Annotated in this window: 20 protein-coding genes; 7 read left to right on the top strand and 13 right to left on the bottom strand. The window is 62.1% G+C overall.

The genetic code is table 11. The annotated features are described in order from the left end of the window. The first annotated feature begins 114 nt into the window (after positions 1 to 114). Together RG2_RS10590 and RG2_RS10585 are read left to right on the top strand one after the other, a co-directional pair. The gene (locus RG2_RS10590) at positions 115 to 1,683 is read left to right on the top strand and encodes a sensor histidine kinase (RefSeq protein ID WP_080711844.1); all 1,569 of its coding nucleotides are present in this window, start codon (positions 115 to 117) and stop codon (positions 1,681 to 1,683) included. A 77-nt stretch (positions 1,684 to 1,760) separates the two neighbouring features. Beyond that, complete coding sequence (locus RG2_RS10585) at positions 1,761 to 2,888, top strand: TIGR03364 family FAD-dependent oxidoreductase (RefSeq protein WP_033236510.1); 1,128 nt, start codon at positions 1,761 to 1,763, stop codon at positions 2,886 to 2,888. 56 nt (positions 2,889 to 2,944) lie between these two features. Here the strand turns inward: RG2_RS10585 and RG2_RS10580 are convergent, their stop codons facing one another. Next, the gene (locus RG2_RS10580; RefSeq protein ID WP_033236600.1) at positions 2,945 to 4,567 is read right to left on the bottom strand and encodes an AMP-binding protein; all 1,623 of its coding nucleotides are present in this window, start codon (positions 4,565 to 4,567) and stop codon (positions 2,945 to 2,947) included. Positions 4,568 to 4,743: 176 nt separating this feature from the next. Here RG2_RS10580 and RG2_RS10575 point away from each other — a divergent pair, with 176 nt between their 5' ends. Together RG2_RS10575 and RG2_RS10570 are read left to right on the top strand one after the other, a co-directional pair. Next, entirely contained in the window at positions 4,744 to 5,556 is an 813-nt protein-coding gene (locus tag RG2_RS10575) for a LuxR C-terminal-related transcriptional regulator (RefSeq protein WP_051730721.1), read from the top strand. Positions 5,557 to 5,624: 68 nt separating this feature from the next. Further along, complete coding sequence (locus RG2_RS10570; RefSeq protein ID WP_033236512.1) at positions 5,625 to 7,022, top strand: APC family permease; 1,398 nt, start codon at positions 5,625 to 5,627, stop codon at positions 7,020 to 7,022. Between the two features lie 3 nt (positions 7,023 to 7,025). Here the strand turns inward: RG2_RS10570 and RG2_RS10565 are convergent, their stop codons facing one another. From RG2_RS10565 to dxr, 5 genes are all read right to left on the bottom strand, one after another. Beyond that, positions 7,026 to 8,840: a penicillin-binding transpeptidase domain-containing protein gene (locus RG2_RS10565; RefSeq protein ID WP_051730722.1), complete on the bottom strand. Its 1,815-nt coding sequence runs from the start codon at positions 8,838 to 8,840 to the stop codon at positions 7,026 to 7,028. 48 nt (positions 8,841 to 8,888) lie between these two features. Next, complete coding sequence (locus tag RG2_RS10560) at positions 8,889 to 9,725, bottom strand: GNAT family N-acetyltransferase (RefSeq protein ID WP_033236513.1); 837 nt, start codon at positions 9,723 to 9,725, stop codon at positions 8,889 to 8,891. Between the two features lie 126 nt (positions 9,726 to 9,851). Then, on the bottom strand, positions 9,852 to 11,009 hold the full coding sequence (ispG, locus tag RG2_RS10555) for a flavodoxin-dependent (E)-4-hydroxy-3-methylbut-2-enyl-diphosphate synthase (RefSeq protein WP_033236514.1): 1,158 nt from the start codon (positions 11,007 to 11,009) through the stop codon (positions 9,852 to 9,854). 89 nt (positions 11,010 to 11,098) lie between these two features. After that, positions 11,099 to 12,319 (bottom strand): M50 family metallopeptidase, encoded by a 1,221-nt coding sequence (locus RG2_RS10550; protein WP_033236515.1) that lies wholly within the window; start codon positions 12,317 to 12,319, stop codon positions 11,099 to 11,101. A 7-nt stretch (positions 12,320 to 12,326) separates the two neighbouring features. Continuing rightward, positions 12,327 to 13,484, bottom strand: coding sequence for a 1-deoxy-D-xylulose-5-phosphate reductoisomerase (gene dxr / locus RG2_RS10545; RefSeq protein WP_033236602.1), 1,158 nt, complete (start codon positions 13,482 to 13,484; stop codon positions 12,327 to 12,329). Positions 13,485 to 13,604: 120 nt separating this feature from the next. On the opposite strand from dxr, the gene RG2_RS10540 reads away from it, so the two are divergent. After that, on the top strand, positions 13,605 to 13,874 hold the full coding sequence (locus tag RG2_RS10540; protein ID WP_033236516.1) for a DUF2631 domain-containing protein: 270 nt from the start codon (positions 13,605 to 13,607) through the stop codon (positions 13,872 to 13,874). A 62-nt stretch (positions 13,875 to 13,936) separates the two neighbouring features. On the opposite strand, the gene rlmN is transcribed toward RG2_RS10540, so the two are convergent. Next, on the bottom strand, positions 13,937 to 15,046 hold the full coding sequence (gene rlmN / locus RG2_RS10535) for a dual-specificity RNA methyltransferase RlmN (RefSeq protein ID WP_033236517.1): 1,110 nt from the start codon (positions 15,044 to 15,046) through the stop codon (positions 13,937 to 13,939). A gap of 102 nt (positions 15,047 to 15,148) precedes the next feature. Between rlmN and RG2_RS10530 the strand changes: the two genes are divergently transcribed. Both RG2_RS10530 and RG2_RS10525 read left to right on the top strand, forming a co-directional pair. Next, the gene (locus RG2_RS10530) at positions 15,149 to 15,559 is read left to right on the top strand and encodes a LapA family protein (RefSeq protein WP_072782454.1); all 411 of its coding nucleotides are present in this window, start codon (positions 15,149 to 15,151) and stop codon (positions 15,557 to 15,559) included. Between the two features lie 95 nt (positions 15,560 to 15,654). Further along, positions 15,655 to 16,497, top strand: coding sequence for an HpcH/HpaI aldolase/citrate lyase family protein (locus RG2_RS10525; protein ID WP_033236518.1), 843 nt, complete (start codon positions 15,655 to 15,657; stop codon positions 16,495 to 16,497). Positions 16,498 to 16,582: 85 nt separating this feature from the next. Here the strand turns inward: RG2_RS10525 and RG2_RS10520 are convergent, their stop codons facing one another. The 6 genes from RG2_RS10520 to rpsB form a co-directional block, all read right to left on the bottom strand. Further along, positions 16,583 to 17,287: a class I SAM-dependent methyltransferase gene (locus RG2_RS10520; protein WP_165826301.1), complete on the bottom strand. Its 705-nt coding sequence runs from the start codon at positions 17,285 to 17,287 to the stop codon at positions 16,583 to 16,585. An 11-nt stretch (positions 17,288 to 17,298) separates the two neighbouring features. Beyond that, on the bottom strand, positions 17,299 to 18,195 hold the full coding sequence (locus tag RG2_RS10515) for a phosphatidate cytidylyltransferase (RefSeq protein WP_033236519.1): 897 nt from the start codon (positions 18,193 to 18,195) through the stop codon (positions 17,299 to 17,301). Between the two features lie 49 nt (positions 18,196 to 18,244). Continuing rightward, positions 18,245 to 18,802 (bottom strand): ribosome recycling factor, encoded by a 558-nt coding sequence (gene frr, locus RG2_RS10510; RefSeq protein WP_033236520.1) that lies wholly within the window; start codon positions 18,800 to 18,802, stop codon positions 18,245 to 18,247. Positions 18,803 to 18,872: 70 nt separating this feature from the next. Beyond that, complete coding sequence (pyrH, locus tag RG2_RS10505) at positions 18,873 to 19,601, bottom strand: UMP kinase (RefSeq protein WP_033236521.1); 729 nt, start codon at positions 19,599 to 19,601, stop codon at positions 18,873 to 18,875. Positions 19,602 to 19,798: 197 nt separating this feature from the next. Further along, the gene (gene tsf, locus RG2_RS10500) at positions 19,799 to 20,626 is read right to left on the bottom strand and encodes a translation elongation factor Ts (RefSeq protein ID WP_033236522.1); all 828 of its coding nucleotides are present in this window, start codon (positions 20,624 to 20,626) and stop codon (positions 19,799 to 19,801) included. Positions 20,627 to 20,741: 115 nt separating this feature from the next. Further along, a complete protein-coding gene (rpsB, locus tag RG2_RS10495) occupies positions 20,742 to 21,605 on the bottom strand; it encodes a 30S ribosomal protein S2 (RefSeq protein WP_033236523.1) in 864 nt (287 codons plus the stop codon). Positions 21,606 to 21,669: the final 64 nt, after the last annotated feature.

Genomic DNA, 21,669 nt, shown 5'->3' with positions numbered 1-21,669 from the left:
GCGCACGCGCGATGGCTTAGTCACCTGCCGTCGCCGTAGACTGAAGCAGGAAACCGATGCCTCGTCAGCGCTGGGCGGTATGGCCGCGGCAATTTTTGTCGCAACGGGTTACTCATGGATATTTTTCGGACGAGAATCGCCCCGGGTAAGACGGTCGGATTGTTGGGCCGCCTGACGGAGTTGTTGCGCTCGACTCGTGATCGCAAATCGAGCCATCACGCATCCGCGGTCGGCGTCGACGATCTCGAGAAGTTCTTCGATCTTTCGTCCGATCTGCTCTGCATCGGCGGCATCGACGGTTTCTGCAAGCGAGTGAACCCGGCGTTCGAGAAGGCACTCGGGTACACGTCACAGGAAATGTTGAAGCGACCCTTCCTGGATCTTGTCCATCCTGCCGACAGAGCACGAACCATCGAGGCTCTCGACGATCTGGCCCGAGGTCTTCCAATTGCACAATTCGAATCCCGACTCGTCTGCAAGGACGGCTCCGCGCGATGGATCGAATGGAACACCGTCCCGGCGCGCGATTCGCTCTATGCGGCCGGCCGCGACGTGACGGAGCGCCGCGTGGCCCAACAGATGATCGAAGCGAGCCATGCGGAGCTCAGGGCACTGGCAGAGCAACAGGCCGCACTCCGACGCGTTGCGACCCTGATTGCGCACGGCACTTCCCCGTCGGACGTATGCGCTTCCGTCGCAGCGGAATTGACCCGAATACTGGGCAATCGATCGACCGGTCTGTATTGCTTCAGTCCTGACGGTATGTCCATGTTGGTTGCCTCCAACACAGAACCGGTCGGTGGGTCTGCGCACGGTGCACCCCACCCCGTCGACGGCGAAAGTATTGCGGCACGAGTCTTCCGCTCCGGCCACTGCGCCCGGATCGACTCGGCGCAGAACTCGGAGGTCGGCGTCCCGATCGTCGTCGACGGCAACCTGTGGGGCTCGGCGGTGGTCGGGTCAACCGGCCCCGATCCCCTGCCGCCAGACACCGAAGCGCGCGTCGGCGACTTCACTGATCTATTGGCAACCGCAATCGCCAACGCTCAAGCCCACACACAACTGACCGCGTCGCGCGCCCGGATCGTCGCCGCCGCCGACGACGCACGGCACAGACTTGAACGCGATCTGCACGACGGTGCACAACAGCGCCTCGTCTCGCTTGGGCTCGCGCTCCGGTCCGCCGAAGCGTCGGCGGATACCGAACCGGCCGCGCTCAAGGAACAGATATCCGACATCGTGGCAGGACTCAACGATGTCTCCGCCGATCTCCGAGAAATCTCACGCGGAATCTATCCCGCAATCCGGTCCAAGGGAGGTCTCGGCCCAGCACTGAAAGCCCTTGCCCGCCGCTCCGCGATTCCCGTCGATCTGGATCTGCACCTCGACCCGCGAGTGCCGGAATCCACGGAAGTAGCGGCGTACTACGTCGCAGCGGAAGCCCTGACAAACGCAGCTAAACATGCCCGCGCGTCGGGGGTGCACCTGCAAGCCAGAACGACCGGCACGCACCTCGAGCTCTCGGTCCGCGACGACGGGTCCGGAGGTGCCGACCCCGCCAAAGGGTCCGGACTGACCGGAATCAGGGATCGCGTCGAGGCCCTCGGCGGCCAGTTGGAAATCATTTCTCGAGCCGGCAGCGGTACCGCACTTCTTGCCGACATACCGATGGACGCCCCGTGACTGGTCTATACCAATCGTTAACCTGTTGTTCGTTTCGATGATCCTTGCTGGTCTAGACCAAAGGTCATGATCGCTTCATGCAAATTTTGATTGTCGGTGGCGGGATACTCGGAACGACGCACGCCGACGAGGCCATCCGCCGCGGACACGACGTCATCCATCTCGAACGTGAACCCGAGGCCCGTGGTGCAACGGTACGAAACTTCGGATTGGTCTGGGTATCCGGGCGAGCGCCTCACGAACTCGAGGCCACTCTCCGATCGCGAGAACTATGGGCCGATCTAGCCGTACGCGTCCCGGGAATCGGATACCGCGCGGCCGGCTCCATCACGCTGATGCGCACGGAGGAGGAAGTTGCGGTAGCCGAGGAAGCGTTTGGGCGAGAAGATGCCGAGCACCGCGGCTTTTCACTTCTCGACGCCGACGCAGTTCGCGTCATCAACCCCGCACTCCAAGGCAAGTTCCTCGGCGGCTTGCACTGCACTCTCGACGCAGCCGTTGAATCGCGCCAAGCGCTCCCGGCAATCCGCGGCTACCTCGGCGCCACCGGAAGGTACACATTCCACGCCGGCACGGAAGCCCGCGAGATCACCACCACCGAATCCGGCGTTCACATTCGCGACGACCACGGACGCAGCTACGACGCAGACCTGGTAATCGTCTGCCCCGGAGCCACATTGGGCGGGTTGGCCCGCGACCTGGCCGGAGATCTTCCCCTTCGCCGAGTGCGCCTGCAGATGATGCAGACAGCGCCGCTCGGCGAAAAGCTCACCACCGCAATTGCCGACGGTGACAGCTTCCGGTACTACCCCGGCTTTGCGGGCCCCGCACTGGATACCCTCCACAAAGTCCAGCCTCAAGAGCCGACTGCCGAACAGCACCGCATGCAACTCCTGTGCGTCCAGCGCCTGCACGGCGGGCTCACGATCGGCGACACCCACGAGTACGAGGAGCCCTTCAACTTCGACGTGGACGAGGAGCCGTATCGTCACCTGTCCGGCGTCGTGGAAACCCTTCTCGGACGCGATCTTCCACCGATCGTCAAGCGTTGGGCCGGCGTGTACAGCCAATGCCTCGATCCCACACAACTGGTTCACCGCGCGCAAGCTGCCGACAACATCTGGGTGGTTGCCGGTCCCGGTGGGCGCGGAATGACGCTCGGCCCTGCCCTGGCCGAACAAACTGCCGATCAACTCGGACTCTGAAAACCTGCTGTGCGCCTTTGTCAACCGCCCGCGGTTAACAAAGGCGCACAGTGGGATTACCCCTTACGCAAGATGTACCGCTGAACCTTGCCACTCGGAGTCTTGGGCAGGCTCGGAACGAAGTGCACCGTACGCGGGTAGGCGTGAGCGGCAAACTTCTTCTTCACCAGGGTCTGCAGTTCCTTCTCCAAATCGTCGTCACCATCGACGCCTTCGCGCAGAACGACAAACGCCTCGAGAACTTCTCCGCGCAACTCGTCCGGCATACCCACAACCGCAGCCTCGATGACGTGCTCGTGCATGACCAGCACGCTTTCCACGTCGAAGGGGCCGATGCGGTAGCCCGCCATGATGATGACGTCGTCGTCACGCGAGGAGAAGAAGTAGAAACCGTCCTCATCCGTCATGCCCGCGTCGCCGGTGATGTACCAGCGTCCGTCTTCGGTGAAGCGCTGCTTCGTCTTCTCCGGTGCGTCGACGTACCCGGTGAACCACATGAGTGGACTGTTGTGGGTATCGATCGCCACCCGGCCCGGTGTCCCGGCCGGAGCAATGTCGTCGGAATTGTCTTCCAGCACAGCGGTGGACCAGCCCGGCAATGGCAGACCCATCGAACCCGGGCGTACGTCCTCACGCAGACCGTCGGCCCACGCGTTGACGATGAACATGCCGTGCTCGGTCTGCCCGTAGTGATCCCGAACCTCGACGCCCAGCGAATCCTTGGACCACGCAACAACATCCGGCGTCAGCGGCTCACCTGCGGACGACGCGCGCCGCAAGGAGATACCGGCGGGGACAGGTGTTTTGTCAGCGCGCAGGCTGCGGTACACCGTCGGTGCTGCGGCAAAATTGGTGACACCGAACTTCTCGATGATCTGCCACGTCAACGGCGCGGAGAAACCGGCGTGCAGTAGCAGGCTTCGAGTGCCTGCGGCCAACGGTCCGAGCAACGCGTAGTACAGGCCGTACGCCCAGCCCGGATCAGCGGCGTTCCAGAACACGTCGTCGCCGCGGACGTCGAGACCGAACTCCTGATACGCGTGGAACGACGCCAGCGCACGCACCGGAACCGGCACGCCCTTGGGCGTTCCCGTGGTGCCACTCGTGAACAACTGCACCATCGGGCCGTTGCCGCCGACAGCCTGAGCAGCGCCCTTCGGATCCTCGGCGTCCTGCGCCGCGACCAGGGTGCCGAAGTCCAACTCGTCGCCGACAGCGCCACCCGCGACGATGATGCGCCACGGGGCGTCGGCGGGAATGTCTTCACCCCGTGCCAACTTCTCCAGCTGATTCGCGTCGGAAATGACGACCTTCGCGCCGCTGGCAGTCAAGCGGAACGCAATTGCCGGAGCGGCAAACGCGGTGAACAACGGCACGTGAACTGCGCCGCGGCGCCAGATACCGAGCAACGCGACCACCAGATCGGCGGACTTGCCCATGAGCGTCGCGACGTGGTCACCCGGTTCGACTCCGAGGTCCGACAGTGCCGCGGCAAACCGAGCGGACTGCTCACGTAGGTACCCGTACGTGAGGTCCACTGAGCTAAGGTCTGCCTCGACGACGGTGAAGGCAACGCCGTCCGCGGGGTGCCGGTCGCAGAGCAGTTCTGCGGCGCTGGCCTCGGGGGTGTCGTACTGATCCAAAAGCTCACGCACCCGCGCCGTGGGATCGGTGCTCATCAACATGCTCCTTTTTCATGGTCGTATTGTGGGTCGGCGGGTTTGATCACCGACTCGTCATACGCAGTGTCCACCACTTATGATCAAGCTCACAAGGAAACTTCACTACCCCCGGAAAGGGGTGCGGCGTGACCCGAAGTTCATCGTCACTTCTACGCCCCCGAGACGGGGACGCCATGCGGAGCGAACTCCGTTCGATCGCCGCTCAGGGCGTTGTTCCCGTGCTGTTCGGCGGTGAAGTACAGGACGAGACCCTGCACCTCACCGAATTTGTCGGCACGCGCACCAACAACCTCAAGGGCCTCGCCATCCCGCCGCGCTTCGGCATGGGTGGCCGCGCCGTCGCGCAGCGAGCACCGATCCTGGTTCACGACTACGGCAACTCCCAATCCATCACTCATCACTTCGATCGACCGGTGCTGAGCGAGGGATTGCACTCCATCATTGCCGTTCCGGTCATGGTTGCCGGCAAATCTCGGGCTGTGCTGTATGCCGCAATCCGTGAGAGCGCCCCACTCGGCGACCGCGCCGGCGACGTCATGGTGTCCGCCTCCCGTCGACTGGGGATGGAATTCGCGATCCGCGACGAAGTCGACCGCCGCCTCCAGCTCCTGCAAGCCGCGTCCGCCGCAAGCAGCGACGGCATGTCCACCGAAGAGATCCGCGACGTGCACGCCGAACTGCGCAGTGTCGCAAACAGCGTCACGGATACCGATCTGCAGATCAAACTCCGCGGACTCTCGCAACGTCTCGCATCGATCCTTAGCCCCGCTGACCGCGACATGGCCTCGGCCGTGACCCTGACGCCACGCGAAATCGACGTCCTCTCACAGGTCGCCCTTGGATGTACCAACATCGAAGCAGCACAGCGTCTCTCAGTCAGCGCGGAAACCGTCAAGAGCTACCTGAGAAGCGCAATGGGCAAGCTCGACGCAAGCTCGCGCCACGAAGCAGTAGTGACGGCACGACGATTGGGCATACTGCCGTAAAACTGGGCGCAGCCCAGGAGCATGTACGGCTGGATGGCCGAGAGCGCTCGCAACGAAGGGTGACGCTGATGTCGGAAACCATGGACAACAAGCAATCCTCGGAACAACCGAGCCTCAAACGCGTCATGGGCCCCGGCCTGCTTCTCCTGTTCATCGTCGGAGACATCCTGGGCACTGGTATCTACGCACTCACCGGAAAGGTCGCCAATCAGGTAGGCGGCGCAGTCTGGGTACCGTTCCTCGTCGCGTTCGTGATCGCGATGATCACCGCGTTCAGCTACCTCGAACTGGTGACCAAGTATCCCAAAGCTGCAGGCGCAGCACTGTATACACACAAAGCATTCGGCATCCACTTCCTGACGTACATGGTTGCCTTTGCCGTCATGTGCTCCGGGATCACATCCGCGTCCACCGCATCGCGGGCATTCGCAGCCAATTTTGTCGAGGCATTCGACCTCGACTTCACCACCGGAATAGGTATCACGCTGTTGGGTATCGCCTTCATGGCGGTAGTGGCGATCGTCAACTTCCGCGGTGTCAGCGAAAGCGTCAAGACAAACGTAGTGCTGACCTGCATCGAATTGTCCGGACTGTTGATCATCATCATGATCGGTCTGTGGGCACTCGGCGTCGGCGACGGCGATTTCGCGCGAGTCACCACATTCGACACCGGCGATCGCAGCACCCTCTCCGCGGTGATCGCCGGCACCGCGCTCGCGTTCTTCGCGATGGTCGGTTTCGAGGACTCGGTGAACATGGCTGAAGAATGCAAGGAACCGACCCGGATCTTCCCGAAGGTTCTCCTCACCGGACTGGTGATCACCGGAATCATCTACATATTGGTCTCCATCACCGCAATTGCCTTGGTAAGCCCGAGCGAGCTCGGCGAAGGTGACACCCCACTCCTCAAAGTGGTCCAGGCCGGGGCACCCGGATTCCCCATTGGCATCTTCGCGTTCATCACGATGTTCGCCGTGGCAAACACGGCACTGATCAACATGCTGATGGCATCGCGACTCCTGTACGGAATCAGTCGCGAAGGCATACTTCCGTCGGCGTTCGGCAAAGTCCACCGCACCAGGCGCACACCCTATGTCGCCATCATCTTCACGACGCTTGTCGCATTCGGGTTGATCACCTTTGTCGGCGAGGTTCCGGAACTGGGCGGAACCACCGCACTACTGCTGCTGTGCGTCTTCACCATCGTCAACATCGCAGTTCTGGTGCTACGCAGACATCCCGTGGAACACAAGCACTTCCGGGTTCCGACAATCTTTCCAATCCTCGGCGCCATCACCTCGGGCCTACTGGTCACACCTATCGCCGACCGTCCCGTCGTGCAATATCAGATCGCCGGGATTCTCCTCGGGATCGGAGCAGTTCTCTGGCTCGTCACCTACGCCGTGAACAAGCGATCCGGGCGAGGCGGCCCCGAGATCGACCCGGAGCATCTCGCAGAACGCTGAAGGTCAGTAACCTTCCGGGAGAGCTGCGAACATGTCCCGCGTTACGCCGACGGCATTGTCCGAACTTCCGCCGCGCACAACCAAAGTCGCAAAAGCCAAGTCACCCCGATACCCGACGAACCATGCATGCGAGCCGCCGTCGACCTCGGCCTCACCGGTCTTGCCGTACACCTCACCCTGATCCTCGACGCGCTCAGCCGTACCACTGGTAACCACCAAGCGCATCATGCCGCGCAAACCGTCGACCATCTCCGGACTGATGGGCGTGCGGTCACCGTCGATGACGGTTTCCCGACCCGAAATCAGTTGCGGCACCGGCGTGGACCCGTGGGCCACCGTCGCTGCAGCCAATGCCATACCGAACGGACTCACGACCACCAAGCCCTGCCCGAAGCCGTCCTCGGTGCGCTGCACCAGATCCGGCGCGGGCGGGACCGAACCGGAATCGGTCGGCAATCCCACGATGTTGTAATCGGGGCCGATACCGAACTGCGCTGCCGCAGTGGTCAATGCATCGGGTTCCATCTCACTGGCCAGTTTCGCGAAACTTGTGTTGCACGAACGGGCGAACGCCGTTGCCATCGGTACCGTCCCGAGTGAGAACTCGTTGTAGTTCGGGACACTTCGCTGACCGATCTCGATGCGACCGGGGCACGGTACCATCGTCTCCGGTGTCGCTTGCCCACCGGAAATTGCGGCACCCGCAGTCACGATCTTGAACGTGGAACCGGGCGGGTACAGGCCCGTCGTCGCGACCGGACCGTCGCGGTCCGCCGCCTTGTTCTGGGCTACCGCCAGGATCGCGCCGGTGGAAGCCTCGATCACCACCATCATCGCCTGATCCGCATTCACATTGACGGCACGTTGCGCGGCGATCTGAATATTGCGGTCGAGACTGATGGTGAACGACGGAACCGGTTGCGGCGCAGTCTCCGTCAAGATATCGGTATCGACGCCGTTCTGGTTGACCGTGACGACACTCCACCCGGCCTTGCCGTCTACCTCGTCGATGATCGTCTTCTTTATCTGCCCCAGCAGGTCCGGTGCAAACTCCGGATCGGTGGACACCAGATCCGATTCATCGGAGACGCTCACCCCGGAAATCCCGGCCAACTGCGCCGCTACCCGCTCGTAGTCGTCGCTACGCAAACGAGTGACCAGGTAGTCACCCTTCACAGCCGTCGACGACTCTGCGATCGACTGGCCCGACAGCGTGGAATCGAACTGAGCCAAGGTCGCGGCCAAGGCGTTTGCCGCACCGACGACGTCGGAACTCTTCGAGCGATCGAACTTGACCCGGTACACGATTCCCGGAACCAGAACATCGGTTCCCGAATGCTCGTTGACGCGAGCCCGGGGCGCCGGTTTCGACCGCAACGACATGGTCTGCTTGTCACCGAGTTTCGGGTGGACGTCGGTGGAACTCCAACGGACGGACCAGCCTCCGTCCTTGCGGCCCATCTGCATTTCACCGTCGTACGTCCAGACACGCTCCTTCGGGAGGTGCCAGACGTAGGTGTAGCCAACCGTCGCGGTATCGCCGTCGATCTTGACCTTGGTGGTCTCCGCCGTCATCGACTCGGCCTGCAACTCGTCCCACGTATCGCTCAGCACAGCCCCGGCCGCGTCAGGTCGATCCGTCAACCCCGCTGCTTCCTCGATATCCCGGTCTGCAAACGCACTCAAGAACTGCTGAGCCACAGGTTCCGGCCCCGCCGGCTTCGGAGTGCATGAGCTAACCCCCACCGCCAGCAAAACAGCAGTGCAGGACGCCAGGATTTGGGCGGAGCGGCTACGCGTGAAAGTCCGAGTGTTCATCGGACCCCATACTAAGTCGACACAAACTCGACGCAGCGGAGGCACGACTCAATCGAGGAGAACGGTCGCAAATGTTGCGACCTGCCGGAACCCGACCCGCGCGTACGTGGACCGTGCCACCGTGTTGAAGCTGTTGACGTACAGACTCGCGACCCTGCCGGTTGCCATGATCGATTCGGCGACTGCGGCCGTCCCCGTCACTCCGTATCCACGACCACGGAATTCGGGATTGACCCACACCCCTTGGATCTGACCGCACCGTGACGACACGGAACCCACCTCGGCCTTGAAGACAACCTGGCCGTCGTCGATTCTTGCCCACGCTCGGCCCGACGCGATCAAGCTCGCGACACGATGACGGTATCCACGTCCGCCGTCGTTCGTCCGGGGATCGATGCCCACTTCTTCGATGAACATGGCGACGGCAGCGGGTAGATAGATGTCGAGTTCGTCGGGCCGGACCTGCCGGACCAACGGATCGGACAAACATGAAAGGGGTTCGGACACCGCGAGCAAAGGTTGTTCGGCCCGCACCTCCCGCGCGCTCCCCCAATCCAACTCGAGCATCTCCCACAGCGGCAAGGCCAATTCGGCCCGGCCGACCACCGACGAACACATTCGCGGAATCCGGCACGCCCGATCCGCGAACGCACGGATGCTGTCGATGTCTCCGCGAAGAGGCACAAGATTGGCGCCGGCAAAACACAACGACGACGACGGGCCGCCGCGGCTCCACAGTTCGCCGTGGATCATGCGAGGATCAACGCCGCATTCCTCGACGCGTGAAGCGATCATGCACGACGCAATGGGGTCGGCGTCGAGGACACGACGAACGTCGTCGAGATCGCGGCCCCCGACCGGCTTGGCTCCGAGGAGTTTCAGCATTGATTGACCCCTCCGCTCTCAGTGCGCCCGCGCCGTGCAGACTTGTGCACCCAGATTGCCACGAACCGGGAACTTGCGGGAAGGTTTCATCCGGCTATTGCTCAACTCACAGTGCCGACAGGTTCATCAGCTCACCGTGACAACCGGTGCGCCGTCGGGAGATTCACCTTCCATGGCTTCCGCGATCTTCATAGCCTCCTCGATGAGAGTCTCGACGATCATGGCTTCGGGCACCGTTTTGATGACCTCACCCTTCACGAAAATCTGGCCCTTGCCATTGCCGGACGCCACTCCGAGATCGGCTTCGCGGGCTTCTCCTGGTCCGTTGACAACGCAGCCCATCACGGCCACGCGCAACGGGATCTCCATGCCTTCGAGACCAGCAGACACCTGATCGGCCAACGTGTAGACGTCGACCTGTGCACGTCCGCAGGACGGGCACGACACGATTTCGAGCTTGCGCGGACGCAGATTCAAGGACTGCAGGATCTGGTTGCCGACCTTGATTTCCTCAGCCGGCGGCGCGGACAGTGACACACGAATGGTGTCGCCGATACCTTCTGCCAGCAAAGCGCCGAACGCCACTGCGGACTTGATGGTGCCCTGGAATGCCGGACCGGCTTCCGTAACACCGAGATGCAGCGGGTAGTCGCATTTTGCAGCGAGTTGACGGTAAGCCTCGACCATCACAACGGGGTCGTTGTGCTTGACGGAGATCTTGATGTCACCGAAACCGTGTTCCTCGAACAGTCCGGCTTCCCACAGCGCGGATTCGACGAGTGCTTCCGGAGTGGCCTTGCCGTACTTCGCCATCAATCGAGGATCCAACGAGCCTGCGTTGACGCCGATACGAATCGGGATTCCCGCGTCACCGGCAGCCTTGGCTACCTCTTTGACACGGCCGTCGAATTCCTTGATGTTGCCGGGGTTGACGCGGACGGCGGCGCATCCGGCGTCGATGGCGGCAAAGATGTAGCGCGGCTGGAAATGAATATCCGCGATGACCGGAATCTGACTCTTCTTCGCGATGGTCGCCAGAGCGTCCGCGTCTTCCTGGCGTGGACAGGCAACGCGCACGATGTCACAACCGGAAGCGGTCAGTTCGGCGATCTGCTGCAGCGTCGCATTGATGTCGTGCGTCTTCGTGGTGCACATCGACTGCACCGAGATGGGGAAATCGCTACCCACACCCACGTTGCCGACCTTCAACTGACGGGTCGTGCGTCGCGGAGCGAGAATCGCTGCGGGTGCGGAGGGCATTCCCAAACCGATGGGGGTGGTCACGTCTGTGCCTACTTTCATAGCTTCACTGCAAGTTTAGCCGGGCCGTGGTTGTGCGAGCGCCTCGAAACGATTGCGCTGATCACACAGCCTTAGAAAATCTTGATCGGATTGACGATGTCAGCTGTGAGTGTCAGCAACATGAACGCGCCACCGATCACGATGAAGACGTAAGTGATCGGGAGAAGCTTGGTGTAGTCGACCGGTCCCCCGGCAATAAGTCCGCGCCGGGCACGGAACCAGTCGCGAATCTTCTCGTAGAAAACCACTGCGATGTGTCCACCGTCGAGTGGCAGCAACGGAAGGATGTTGAAAACGCCGAGGAAGAAGTTGATCGAGGCGAGCAGCAGGACAAATGTCGGCCACTCAGCGCGGTCCGCAGCTTCACCACCGATCACGCTCGCTCCCACGACACTGATCGGTGTGTCCTGCGCCCGCTCACCACCGGTAACCGACTCCCACAGCGCACCGACCTTGGACGGAATATCTGCCAGCGCCTTCACCGACTCGACCATGATCGTGCCGGTGTAGTCGAAGGCCGCCGGAACGGCCGTGAACACGTTGTAGCTCTCCCGTGCCTGCTCGACTCCGACAATCCCGACGGCCCCGACCTTGGTGAGCTCAGGCGTCGTCTTACCTGCGCCCGTGACATAACGTTCGGCAGAGGTCACGGCAACCGGAATCTGAAGTATCTGGCCGTCACGTTCGACGGTGAGATCCACCGTGCCGGAGGTATCCCGGATTGCGGTTGACACTTCCTTGAACGTCTCGACCGGTGTTCCGTCGACCGCGGTTATGCGATCACCAGGGGCAAGTCCGGCAGCTTCGGCAGGGCCGGTTCCCTCACACGGCGCCAACGCCCAGCTCTGGTCCTGGCCGTACTGCGTCGGTGCGACACATGAGAGCTTCTCGACAACAGCTGGAGCAGGATCCGTGGATTGCGTGCCCCAGCCGAGGAGCAATCCGTAGATCAGCAACAGGCCGAGAATGAAGTTCATCGCGATACCGCCGGACATGACAACGACGCGCTTCCACGCCGCTTTCTTGTACATGGCGTGCGGCTCTTCTTCTGGCGTCATCTCGTCGAGCGCCGTCATTCCGGCGATGTCGCAGAAACCGCCGAGCGGCAAGGCCTTGAGGCCGTACTCCGTCTCACCCCGACGGAAGGAGAATATCTTGGGACCGAAGCCGATGTAGTAGCGGCGGACCTTCATGCCCAGCGCCTTTGCCGTCCACATGTGGCCGGCTTCGTGCAGGGCGATGGACACGCCGATTCCGAGGGCGAACAGGATGACGCCCAATGCAAAAACCATGGAAGCTCTAGCCCTCCTGCTTCACGAGCTGACGCGCGCGTGTGCGTGCCCAGCCGTCTGCGGCCAGAACGTCGTCTACGGTAGTCGGTTCTGCGGACCACTCCGACGCGTCGTCGAGAACTGCCGACACTGTCCGGACGATTGTGGGGAACGTGATGACGCCGTCGAGAAATGCCTGCGCGGCAACTTCGTTGGCGGCGTTGTAGATCGCGGTGAAACAGCCGCCCGCCTTGCCCGCGCTACGAGCCAACGCGACTGCGGGAAAGACCGTCTCGTCGAGGGGTTCGAACTCCCACGTGGATGCCTTCGTGAAATCGCACGCCGATGCCGCACCGGAAATCCGATCGGGCCACCCCAGTGCCAGCGCAATGGGGAGTTTCATGTCCGGCGGGCTGGCCTGCGCCAAGGTGGAGCCGTCGAGGAACGTGACCATCGAGTGCACGATCGACTGCGGATGGACAGTGACGTCGATGCGGTCGTAGTCGATCCCGAACAGAAGGTTGGTCTCGATCAATTCGAGCCCCTTGTTCACCAACGTCGCCGAGTTGAGTGTGTTCATCGGGCCCATCGACCACGTGGGATGGGCACCGGCCTGCTCGGGTGTCACGGATTCAAGAGCATCGGCACTCCATCCACGGAACGGACCACCGGATGCGGTGAGAATCAGGCGAGACACCTCGTCTGCTGTGCCACCGCGAAGGCACTGTGCCAGTGCCGAATGTTCGGAGTCCACCGGAACGATCTGACCGGGTGCGGCGGCCTTGGTCACCAGTGCGCCGCCCGCAACCAGCGATTCTTTGTTGGCCAGCGCCAGTCGCGCGCCAGACTCCAAAGCGGCCAGCGTCGGTTCCAGACCTAGTGATCCCACCAACGCGTTGAGGACAACGTCGGCTCCACTGGCGCGAACCAGTTCCGCCGCGGCCGACGGCCCCGATCGAGCAGTTACGCCGTCGAGCGCGGCGGCGGCGTCCGGATTCGCCACCGCAACCTCGGTAACGCCAGTCGCCCTGATCTGCTCGGACAACAACTCGACGTTGTTGCCACCCGCAGCCAAGCCGACCACCTCGAACCGTTCGGGGTTGGCTGCGATGACTTCCAAGGCCTGTGTACCGATGGAACCGGTGCTGCCGAGGAGAAGGACGCGGGTGGGTGTGGTTTCCTGCACGCATCCATTGTTGCCGATAACACCTGAGAACAACCTTATCGACGCCCCACTACGTACGACGGTCGGTCGTATGCCACCATATTGAGCAGTAGTGCAACCTATTGAGCAGGAGGATCGACCGTGGCCGATACCCAGTTGGACGTCAAGTCCAGCGCCCCCGTCGTGGTCTCACATGTCGATGAGGCCGAGGTTCCCTCTGCCGCATGGGGGTGGAGTGGTGAAAGCCTCAAGACTTTCCGTATCGCCGGATGGTTCTTCACGGCATTCCTGCTCCTGATGATCATCGGCAATCACAGTGGCAAGGTCGAAGACCTGTGGCTGATCGGTACCGCCGCTTTGATGGCGATCGTCTTGATCCGTGACGTGATCGTCCGTCGCCACCCGCGATAACCAACGCAGACAAAAAAACCTCCACGAAATTCGAGTTCGTGGAGGTTTTTTGTTGCGGTACTTCAGTTTTCAGCAGCCAACTGACCACAGGCGGCAGCGATTTCCTGGCCGCGGGTGTCGCGGACCGTGCAGGACACACCCTGCGCGATGACGCGGCGAACAAACTCCCGCTCGACGTCCTTCGGGCTCGCGTCCCATTCACTTCCCGGAGTCGGGTTCAGCGGAATCAGGTTGACGTGAACCAGTCCTCCGAGTGCCTTCTTGAGTTTCTTTCCGAGCATGTCCGCGCGCCACGGCTGATCGTTGACGTTCTTGATCATCGCGTATTCGATCGACACACGGCGGCCGGTCTGATCTGCGTAGTACCGCGCAGCCTGCAGAACCTCAGCCACCGACCACCGGTTGTTGACCGGTACCAAGGTGTCGCGCAGTTCGTCGTCAGGAGTGTGCAAGGACACCGCCAGCGTGACGCTCAGGCCTTCGTCGGCGAGTTTGCGGATTGCCGGGGCCAGGCCGACCGTCGACACGGTGACGGATCGCTGAGACAGTCCGAGTCCGTCCGGCGCCGGTGACGTGATGCGACGCACGGCCGCGACAACACGCTTGTAGTTGGCCAGCGGTTCACCCATGCCCATGAAGACGACATTGGAGAGACGGCCGGGTCCGCCCGCAATTTCACCGTCGCGCATGGCAGCAGCAGCGTCGCGAACCTGGTCGACGATTTCCGCCGTCGACAGGTTGCGATCGAGGCCGCCCTGACCGGTGGCGCAGAACGGGCAGGCCATTCCGCAGCCGGCTTGGCTGGAGATGCACAGCGTCGCGCGATCCGGGTACCGCATGAGGACGCTCTCGAGAAGCGTGCCGTCGTGCGCCTTCCATAGCGTCTTGCGAGTATCGCCGGCATCGCACGCGAGATGCTTGACGGGTGTCAGCAACCTCGGGAAGAGCGAGTCCCCCACCTTCTCGCGCACCGCTGCGGGCAGATCCGTCATCTTCTCGGGATCAGCTTCGAGGCGGGCGTAGTACTGGCGGGCGATCTGATCGGCCCGGAATGCCGGTAACCCGAGCTCCTTGACCGCCTCTTTGCGCTCGTCGGAGTCGAGGTCAGCGAGGTGCCGAGGAGGCATTCCGCGCTTGGGTGCATTGAAAACGAGGGGAAGAGAGGCAGCCATAGTTACACCATTCTCCCATTGATTTGGCGTTCACCCCTACTTCGGCCCGATTGAGCGCCGAGAACCCGTGCATGTTCGTGCTTCTTGCGTGATGATCAACTCATGTCGAGCACACCAGAGGATCCCTCGAACGCACCCGTGTACGGACCCGCCGACGGGTTCGGATCCGACCCACAACTCCCCGCCACCGATGACACGGCGGCCGTGGAGAAACACGACCCGGCGCCGCCAGTAGAACCCACGCCGACTCCCACCGGAACTGCCGTCACCGACCGAACTCGCGCGGCAACAACGTGGGTTGGCCTGGTCATCGGTGCAATTGTGCTGATCCTGCTACTTGTCTTCATCCTGCAGAATCTCGAGAACGTGTCGGTCGAAATCCTGGCGTGGCAACTGGATTTCCCACTCGGGATCACCATCCTGCTGGCGGCGATTGCCGGCGCCCTCATCATGGCCCTTGCCGGCGGTGTCCGGATTGTTCAGATTCGCCGCGCGGCCAAACGTCAGCTGTGACTGAAATCTAGTTACGCAATTGGGTCGATCGGTGGTCTGCCAGGCATCATTGGTGTCGTACAAATCACCGGAAAGGACCTGCTGTGACCACTCACATGGAGAGACCTGTGACCATGCGGATCGCACCTGAACAAGCGCGATCCTGGCTACTTGTCCCCGCGTCCAAACCGGACACCTTCACCGCCGCGCTGAACAGCGCTGCAGATGCCGTGATTCTCGATGTCGAGGACGCGGTCACCCCGGCACACAAGCCGAAGGCCCGAGAAGACGTCGTCGCGTTCCTGAGCGGGCATGCCCGTGCCTGGGTGCGTATCAACGACGCCACCACACCCTTCTGGGAAGAGGACCTCGCCGCGCTGTCCGGCCTCCAAGGGCTCGAAGGCGTCATGCTCGCGAAGACCGAAAGCGGTCAGCAGGTAGACGCCACCGCCGAACGCCTCCCAGAGGGCACGAAGATTCTTGCTCTCGTCGAATCGGCAGTCGGACTGGAGGCAGCACCGGAAATCGCTCGAACCGAGGGCACGTTCCGACTGGCATTCGGTAGTGGCGACTTCCGCCGCGACACCGGGATGGACGACTCCCCCACATCCATGTCCTATCCCCGCTCACGGCTCACCATCGCGAGCCGTGCCGCCCGGATCGCCGCTCCCATCGACGGCCCGACGTTGGGTACCGACCTTGATCTGCTGTCGCGCGATTGTGCGATCACGCTGTCACTCGGAATGGCAGGCAAGCTCTGCATGACGCCGGCACAAACAGAACCCGTCAACACAGGTTTGAGCCCCTCCGTTGCCGACGCCGCCTGGGCCCAGGACGTCATCGACGATCTCGGTGAGGACGGCTCACGCGTACGTGATGGCAGTGACCTGCCGCGGCTGGCCAAGGCAAAGAAGATTCACGCCCTGGCAACCCTCTTCCACATCCCGACTCAGAACTAATTTCGGCATAGTTCTGAATCGGTGCAGAATGCGTCAGGCGCTCATGCTCATGAAGAGCGCCTGACGTGCGACTTTCTGAAGAGATTCACAGCAATTCCAACGATCGCGGCTTGAATCGGACGTGCACGCGATAGCGCACCGGGAACGACAAACCCGACACCGACGAGAACGCGCGCGCTGCAGTTTTCTCGGTGAATTCGATCCCGAGAACCTTGCGCATATCGTCCCGATTCCGAAATTCCCATCGGGTGTCAGCCCGGCTCAGTGAAAATCCCTGAGCCTCGAAGAATGCTTCCACTGCGGCCGGGTCGTACTTGGGCAGATCGGCCCGCATCCAGTCGCCGTACGGCGACGCACCGACATCGAGATCGACAATCACCAATGCGCCCCCGGGCCTGAGGATTCGCATCGCCTCGGCGATGCCCCGGCCACAGCCCTTCCCGAAGAAGTACGCCGTGCGCGCATGAACGACATCGACGGACGAATCCGCCAGACCGGTCGACTCGGCAGACCCGGCAACGACGTCGATCTTCGCGTCGTCGCGAGTTCGATCCTGGGCCAATCGCACCAAAGGCGTGTGCGGCTCGACCCCGACCACCCGGCGCGCAGTGCGCGCGAACTCTGGCAGATGAAAACCGGCCCCACAGCCGACGTCCACGACGTCACGATCCGCCCAGTCCACAGCCGCACGCATCGCCGTCCAGATTGCGCCGTCGACGTCCTGCGCACGATTCTCCACCTCGTACACGTCGGGCCAATGCCAGATATTCGGACTGGGAATCGGTGTCACGCTGCGTTCGATCACACGAGTGCGTACAGGATCAACCAGGTCACGAATGCGGACGGTAACAGCGAGTCCAGACGGTCCATGATGCCGCCGTGACCGGGCAGGAGCGTGCCCATGTCCTTGATTCCGAGTTCGCGTTTGACCTGCGACTCGATGAGGTCACCGACCGTGGCGACGATGACCAGAACAACGCCGAGCAGGACACCGATCATCGAATTGGCGTCGAGAATCAGCGTCACCGACAGCAGGCTGCCGATTACGCAGAAGATCATCGACCCCGCGAAACCCTCCCAGGATTTCTTCGGGCTGACCGCCGGGACCATGGGGTGCTTCCCGAACAGAACGCCTGCGGCGTAGCCACCGACGTCGGAACACACGACGCCGATCATGAGGACGAACACGCGACCGGGTCCGTCGTCTTCGAGAACCATCAGAGCGCCGAACGACGCCAAGAGCGGGATCCACGCCAACACGAACACCGTGATCGACGTGTCCCGCAGGAAATTCTTCGGAGTGGCTTTGAGTCCGTGATCGAAAAGGCGCCACACCATGCACACCAGAACCGTGGCGGTGAAAGCGCCGATCACGCCAACCGGGCCCCATGGCCAGCCGAGCCAGATCGTTGCCTGACCGCCGACAAGCAACGGGATCCGTGGAACTTCGATGTCCGCTTCCCGAAGCCGTGTCGCAACTTCCCACGTCGCGATGAACATCGCAATCGCCACGACGGCAATCCAGCCCGGCGGCAGGAAGATCAGTGTCCCGATGACCAATGCGCCGAGACCAACTCCGACGCCGATGGCGGCGGGAAGATTCCTGCCCGCCTTCGACTTCGGCGGCTGCGCGCCAACAGCGCCCCCCGTCGGCCCGTCCGTGACGGGACCGCCGGCGGTTCCCTCTTGTGCGTGCACCCAAACTCCCTGATCTGCTACCGACCGACAAACACGAAAGCGAGGAGGTCTAGACCTCCATCAACTCCGATTCCTTGTGCTTGACCAGTTCCTCGACAGTGTGCACGTACTTGGCCGTGGTCTTGTCGAGTTCCTTCTCTGCGCGGCCGACTTCGTCCTCGCCTGCATCGCCGTCCTTCTGGATCCGGCTGAGCTCGTCCATCGCCTTGCGACGAATGTTGCGGAGCGTGACCTTGGAATCCTCACCCTTCGACTTGGCCTGCTTCACGAGCTCGCGACGACGCTCTTCCGTGAGCTGCGGAACCGAAATGCGAATGATGCTGCCGTCGTTGGACGGGTTGACGCCGAGGTCCGAGTTGCGGATGGCCGTCTCGATGGCGTTCAGCTGTGAAGACTCGTACGGCTTCACGATCACCATGCGCGCCTCGGGAACGTTGATGCTCGCGAGCTGCGTGATCGGAGTGATCGAACCGTAGTAGTCGATCACGATACGAGAGAACATGCCCGGGTTAGCGCGGCCGGTGCGTACCGAGCCGAGATCGTCCTTGGCTACCGCGACAGCCTTTTCCATCTTTTCTTCGGCTTCGAAGAGCGCTTCATCAATCACGGCTGTTCCTCCATGTCGTTCTGATTCATGTCGTTCACTGTCGAATTTTCGAGCGGATCGTGGGAGTCGCTCACGACTTGACCAGTGTTCCGATCTTCTCACCGGACACCGCACGTGCGATATTGCCCTCGGTAAGAAGGTTGAACACCATGATCGGCATCGAGTTGTCCATGCACAGGCTGAACGCAGTGGCGTCGGCAACCTTGAGTTCCCGCTCGATGACCTCGCGGTGCGTGATCTGGTCGTACATCGTTGCCGTCGGATCGAGACGCGGGTCCGCGGTGAAAACGCCGTCGACGCCCTTTGCCATCAGAACAACCTCGGCACCGATTTCCAGAGCGCGCTGCGCGGCGGTGGTGTCGGTGGAGAAATACGGCATTCCCATACCCGCACCGAAGATGACAACGCGGCCCTTCTCGAGGTGCCTGCGTGCGCGCAGGGGCAGGTACGGCTCGGCAACCTGTCCCATCGTGATCGCGGTCTGCACTCGGGTGTCGACGCCTTCCTTCTCCAGGAAATCCTGCAGAGCCAGGCAGTTCATGACCGTGCCGAGCATGCCCATGTAATCGGAACGCGCGCGGTCGAGTCCGCGCTGCTGCAGTTCGGCGCCGCGGAAGAAGTTACCGCCGCCGATGACCACAGCTACCTGCACGCCTGATCGAACGACCTCCGCGATTTGTTCAGCCACCTTCGTGACCACGTCGGGGTCGAGTCCGACCTTGCCGCCTCCGAACATTTCGCCGCCGAGTTTGAGCAGGACCCGCTTGAATCCTGGACGTTCGTTGGCTGGTTCGGACATTGTTCTCCTCAGTTCGATACAAGACCCGTAGGCCATAAGTCCTTATTCGATCGCCGACTTGATCCGGCGACACAACAATCTTCCGGGACTGCTCCCGAAGGCACTCTTATCCTGCCTCATCGGAGGCCCCAGGTACACGTAGACCCCGCCGGATGAGCATTGCTCTTCTGGCGGGGTCCATGTGCACGGGCTCCGGATTAAGCGGAGGCGCCGACCTCGAAACGCACGAAGCGCTTGATGGTCACGCCGTTCTCGTCGAGGATCGCCTTGACGGTCTTCTTGGAATCCGTAACCGAAGACTGCTCGGTCAGTACGACGTCCTTGAAGAAACCGTTGACGCGGCCTTCGATGATCTTCGGCAGAGCCTGCTCGGGCTTGCCCTCTGCGCGGGCGGTCTCTTCGGCGATGTGACGCTCGGAAGCGACGATCTCCTCGGGAACCTCGTCACGCGTGACGTACTTGGCCTTGAGTGCTGCGACCTGCATTGCAGCGCCGCGAGCGGCCTCAGCAGCAGCGTCGCCTTCACCGGTGTACTCGACGAGAACGCCGACAGCGGGCGGCAAGTCGGAGCTGCGCTTGTGCAGGTACACGGCAACGGGGCCGTCGAATGTTGCGACGCGGCTCAGTTCGAGCTTCTCGCCGATCTTCGCGGACTGCTCGGCGATGACGGTCTCGATGGTCTTGCCGTCGAGCTCGAGTGCCTTGAGGGCAGCGAGGTCAGCAGGCTTACCTGCAGCGGCGACGGTCACGATCTCGTCGGCCAGCTTGATGAACTCTTCGTTCTTGGCAACGAAGTCGGTCTCGCAGTTGATCTCGATCATGACGCCGTCCTTGGCGACAACGAGACCCTCAGCCGTGGTGCGCTCTGCGCGCTTTCCGACATCCTTTGCACCCTTGATGCGCAACTGCTCGACAGCCTTGTCGAAATCGCCATCGGATTCTACGAGTGCGTTCTTGCACGCCATCATTCCGGAGCCGGTGAGCTCACGGAGCCGCTTGACGTCAGCGGCGGTGTAGTTCGCCATGGTTAGCGAGCCTCCTCATATGTCTGTTTCGGACCAGGGACTAAATATGAAGCACGGGCCTAACGGTGAAACGGCCCTGACCACAGGAACTCTGGTCAGGGCCGGTTTCGACGAATCAGGCCTCGGTGGCCGGTGCCTCTGCGGCGGGGGCCTCAGCCTCTGCAGCGGGGGCTTCAGCAGCCGGAGCTGCTTCTGCGGCCGGAGCTGCCTGTGAAAGCAGTTCCTGCTCCCACTCTGCGAGGGGCTCGCCAGCGCCGGTCTCGGGCTTCGCGTCCTTGTCGGCGCTCAGTCCGGCACGCGCCTGCAGGCCTTCGGCCACAGCGGAAGCGACAACCTTGGTGAGCAGCGCTGCGGAGCGAATCGCGTCGTCGTTGCCCGGGATCGGGTAGTCGACGAGGTCAGGATCGCAGTTGGTGTCCAGGATCGCGATGACCGGGATGTTCAGCTTGCGAGCCTCGGCAACTGCCAGGTGCTCCTTGTTGGTGTCGACAACCCACACAGCGGAAGGAACCTTGGCCATGTCGCGGATACCACCGAGGGTGCGATCCAGCTTGGTCATCTCACGCGTGAGCATGAGGATTTCCTTCTTGGTGCGACCTTCGAATCCACCGGTCTGCTCCATTGCCTCGAGCTCCTTGAGGCGGATGAGACGCTTGTGGACGGTGGTGAAGTTGGTGAGCATGCCGCCGAGCCAGCGCTGGTTGACGTAAGGCATCCCGACGCGGGTTGCCTCAGAAGCGATGGATTCCTGCGCCTGCTTCTTGGTGCCGACGAAGAGGACGGTGCCGCCGTGGGCAACGGTCTCCTTGACGAACTCGTACGCCTTGTCGATGTACGTCAGCGTCTGCTGGAGGTCGATGATGTAGATGCCGTTGCGGTCGGTCAAGATGAAACGCTTCATCTTCGGGTTCCAACGACGGGTCTGGTGCCCGAAGTGGGTACCGCTGTCAAGCATCTGTCGCATAGTTACAACAGGCATTGTTGTTCTCTCTTTCACATTCGGTTGCTGCGCGGTGCCGGTGGCACTGCGCCCTGGCGCCCAC

The sequence above is a fragment of the Rhodococcus globerulus NBRC 14531 genome, assembly GCF_001894805.1.
Classification (GTDB): domain Bacteria; phylum Actinomycetota; class Actinomycetes; order Mycobacteriales; family Mycobacteriaceae; genus Rhodococcus_F; species Rhodococcus_F globerula.
The sequence above is the reverse complement of the archived record's forward strand: the minus strand, read 5'-3'. Positions and strand labels throughout refer to the sequence as shown.

Bases quoted from the DNA above. Each gene is read 5' to 3' on its own strand.
- RG2_RS10590 (WP_080711844.1), top strand. From the start codon at position 115: ATGGATATTTTTCGGACGAGAATCGCCCCGGGTAAGACGGTCGGATTG.
- RG2_RS10585 (WP_033236510.1), top strand. From the start codon at position 1,761: ATGCAAATTTTGATTGTCGGTGGCGGGATACTCGGAACGACGCACGCC.
- RG2_RS10580 (WP_033236600.1), bottom strand. From the start codon at position 4,567: ATGAGCACCGATCCCACGGCGCGGGTGCGTGAGCTTTTGGATCAGTAC.
- RG2_RS10575 (WP_051730721.1), top strand. From the start codon at position 4,744: ATGCGGAGCGAACTCCGTTCGATCGCCGCTCAGGGCGTTGTTCCCGTG.
- RG2_RS10570 (WP_033236512.1), top strand. From the start codon at position 5,625: ATGTCGGAAACCATGGACAACAAGCAATCCTCGGAACAACCGAGCCTC.
- RG2_RS10565 (WP_051730722.1), bottom strand. From the start codon at position 8,840: ATGAACACTCGGACTTTCACGCGTAGCCGCTCCGCCCAAATCCTGGCG.
- RG2_RS10560 (WP_033236513.1), bottom strand. From the start codon at position 9,725: ATGCTGAAACTCCTCGGAGCCAAGCCGGTCGGGGGCCGCGATCTCGAC.
- RG2_RS10550 (WP_033236515.1), bottom strand. From the start codon at position 12,319: ATGGTTTTTGCATTGGGCGTCATCCTGTTCGCCCTCGGAATCGGCGTG.
- rlmN (WP_033236517.1), bottom strand. From the start codon at position 15,046: ATGGCTGCCTCTCTTCCCCTCGTTTTCAATGCACCCAAGCGCGGAATG.
- RG2_RS10530 (WP_072782454.1), top strand. From the start codon at position 15,149: ATGTCGAGCACACCAGAGGATCCCTCGAACGCACCCGTGTACGGACCC.
- RG2_RS10525 (WP_033236518.1), top strand. From the start codon at position 15,655: ATGGAGAGACCTGTGACCATGCGGATCGCACCTGAACAAGCGCGATCC.
- pyrH (WP_033236521.1), bottom strand. From the start codon at position 19,601: ATGTCCGAACCAGCCAACGAACGTCCAGGATTCAAGCGGGTCCTGCTC.
- tsf (WP_033236522.1), bottom strand. From the start codon at position 20,626: ATGGCGAACTACACCGCCGCTGACGTCAAGCGGCTCCGTGAGCTCACC.
- rpsB (WP_033236523.1), bottom strand. From the start codon at position 21,605: ATGCCTGTTGTAACTATGCGACAGATGCTTGACAGCGGTACCCACTTC.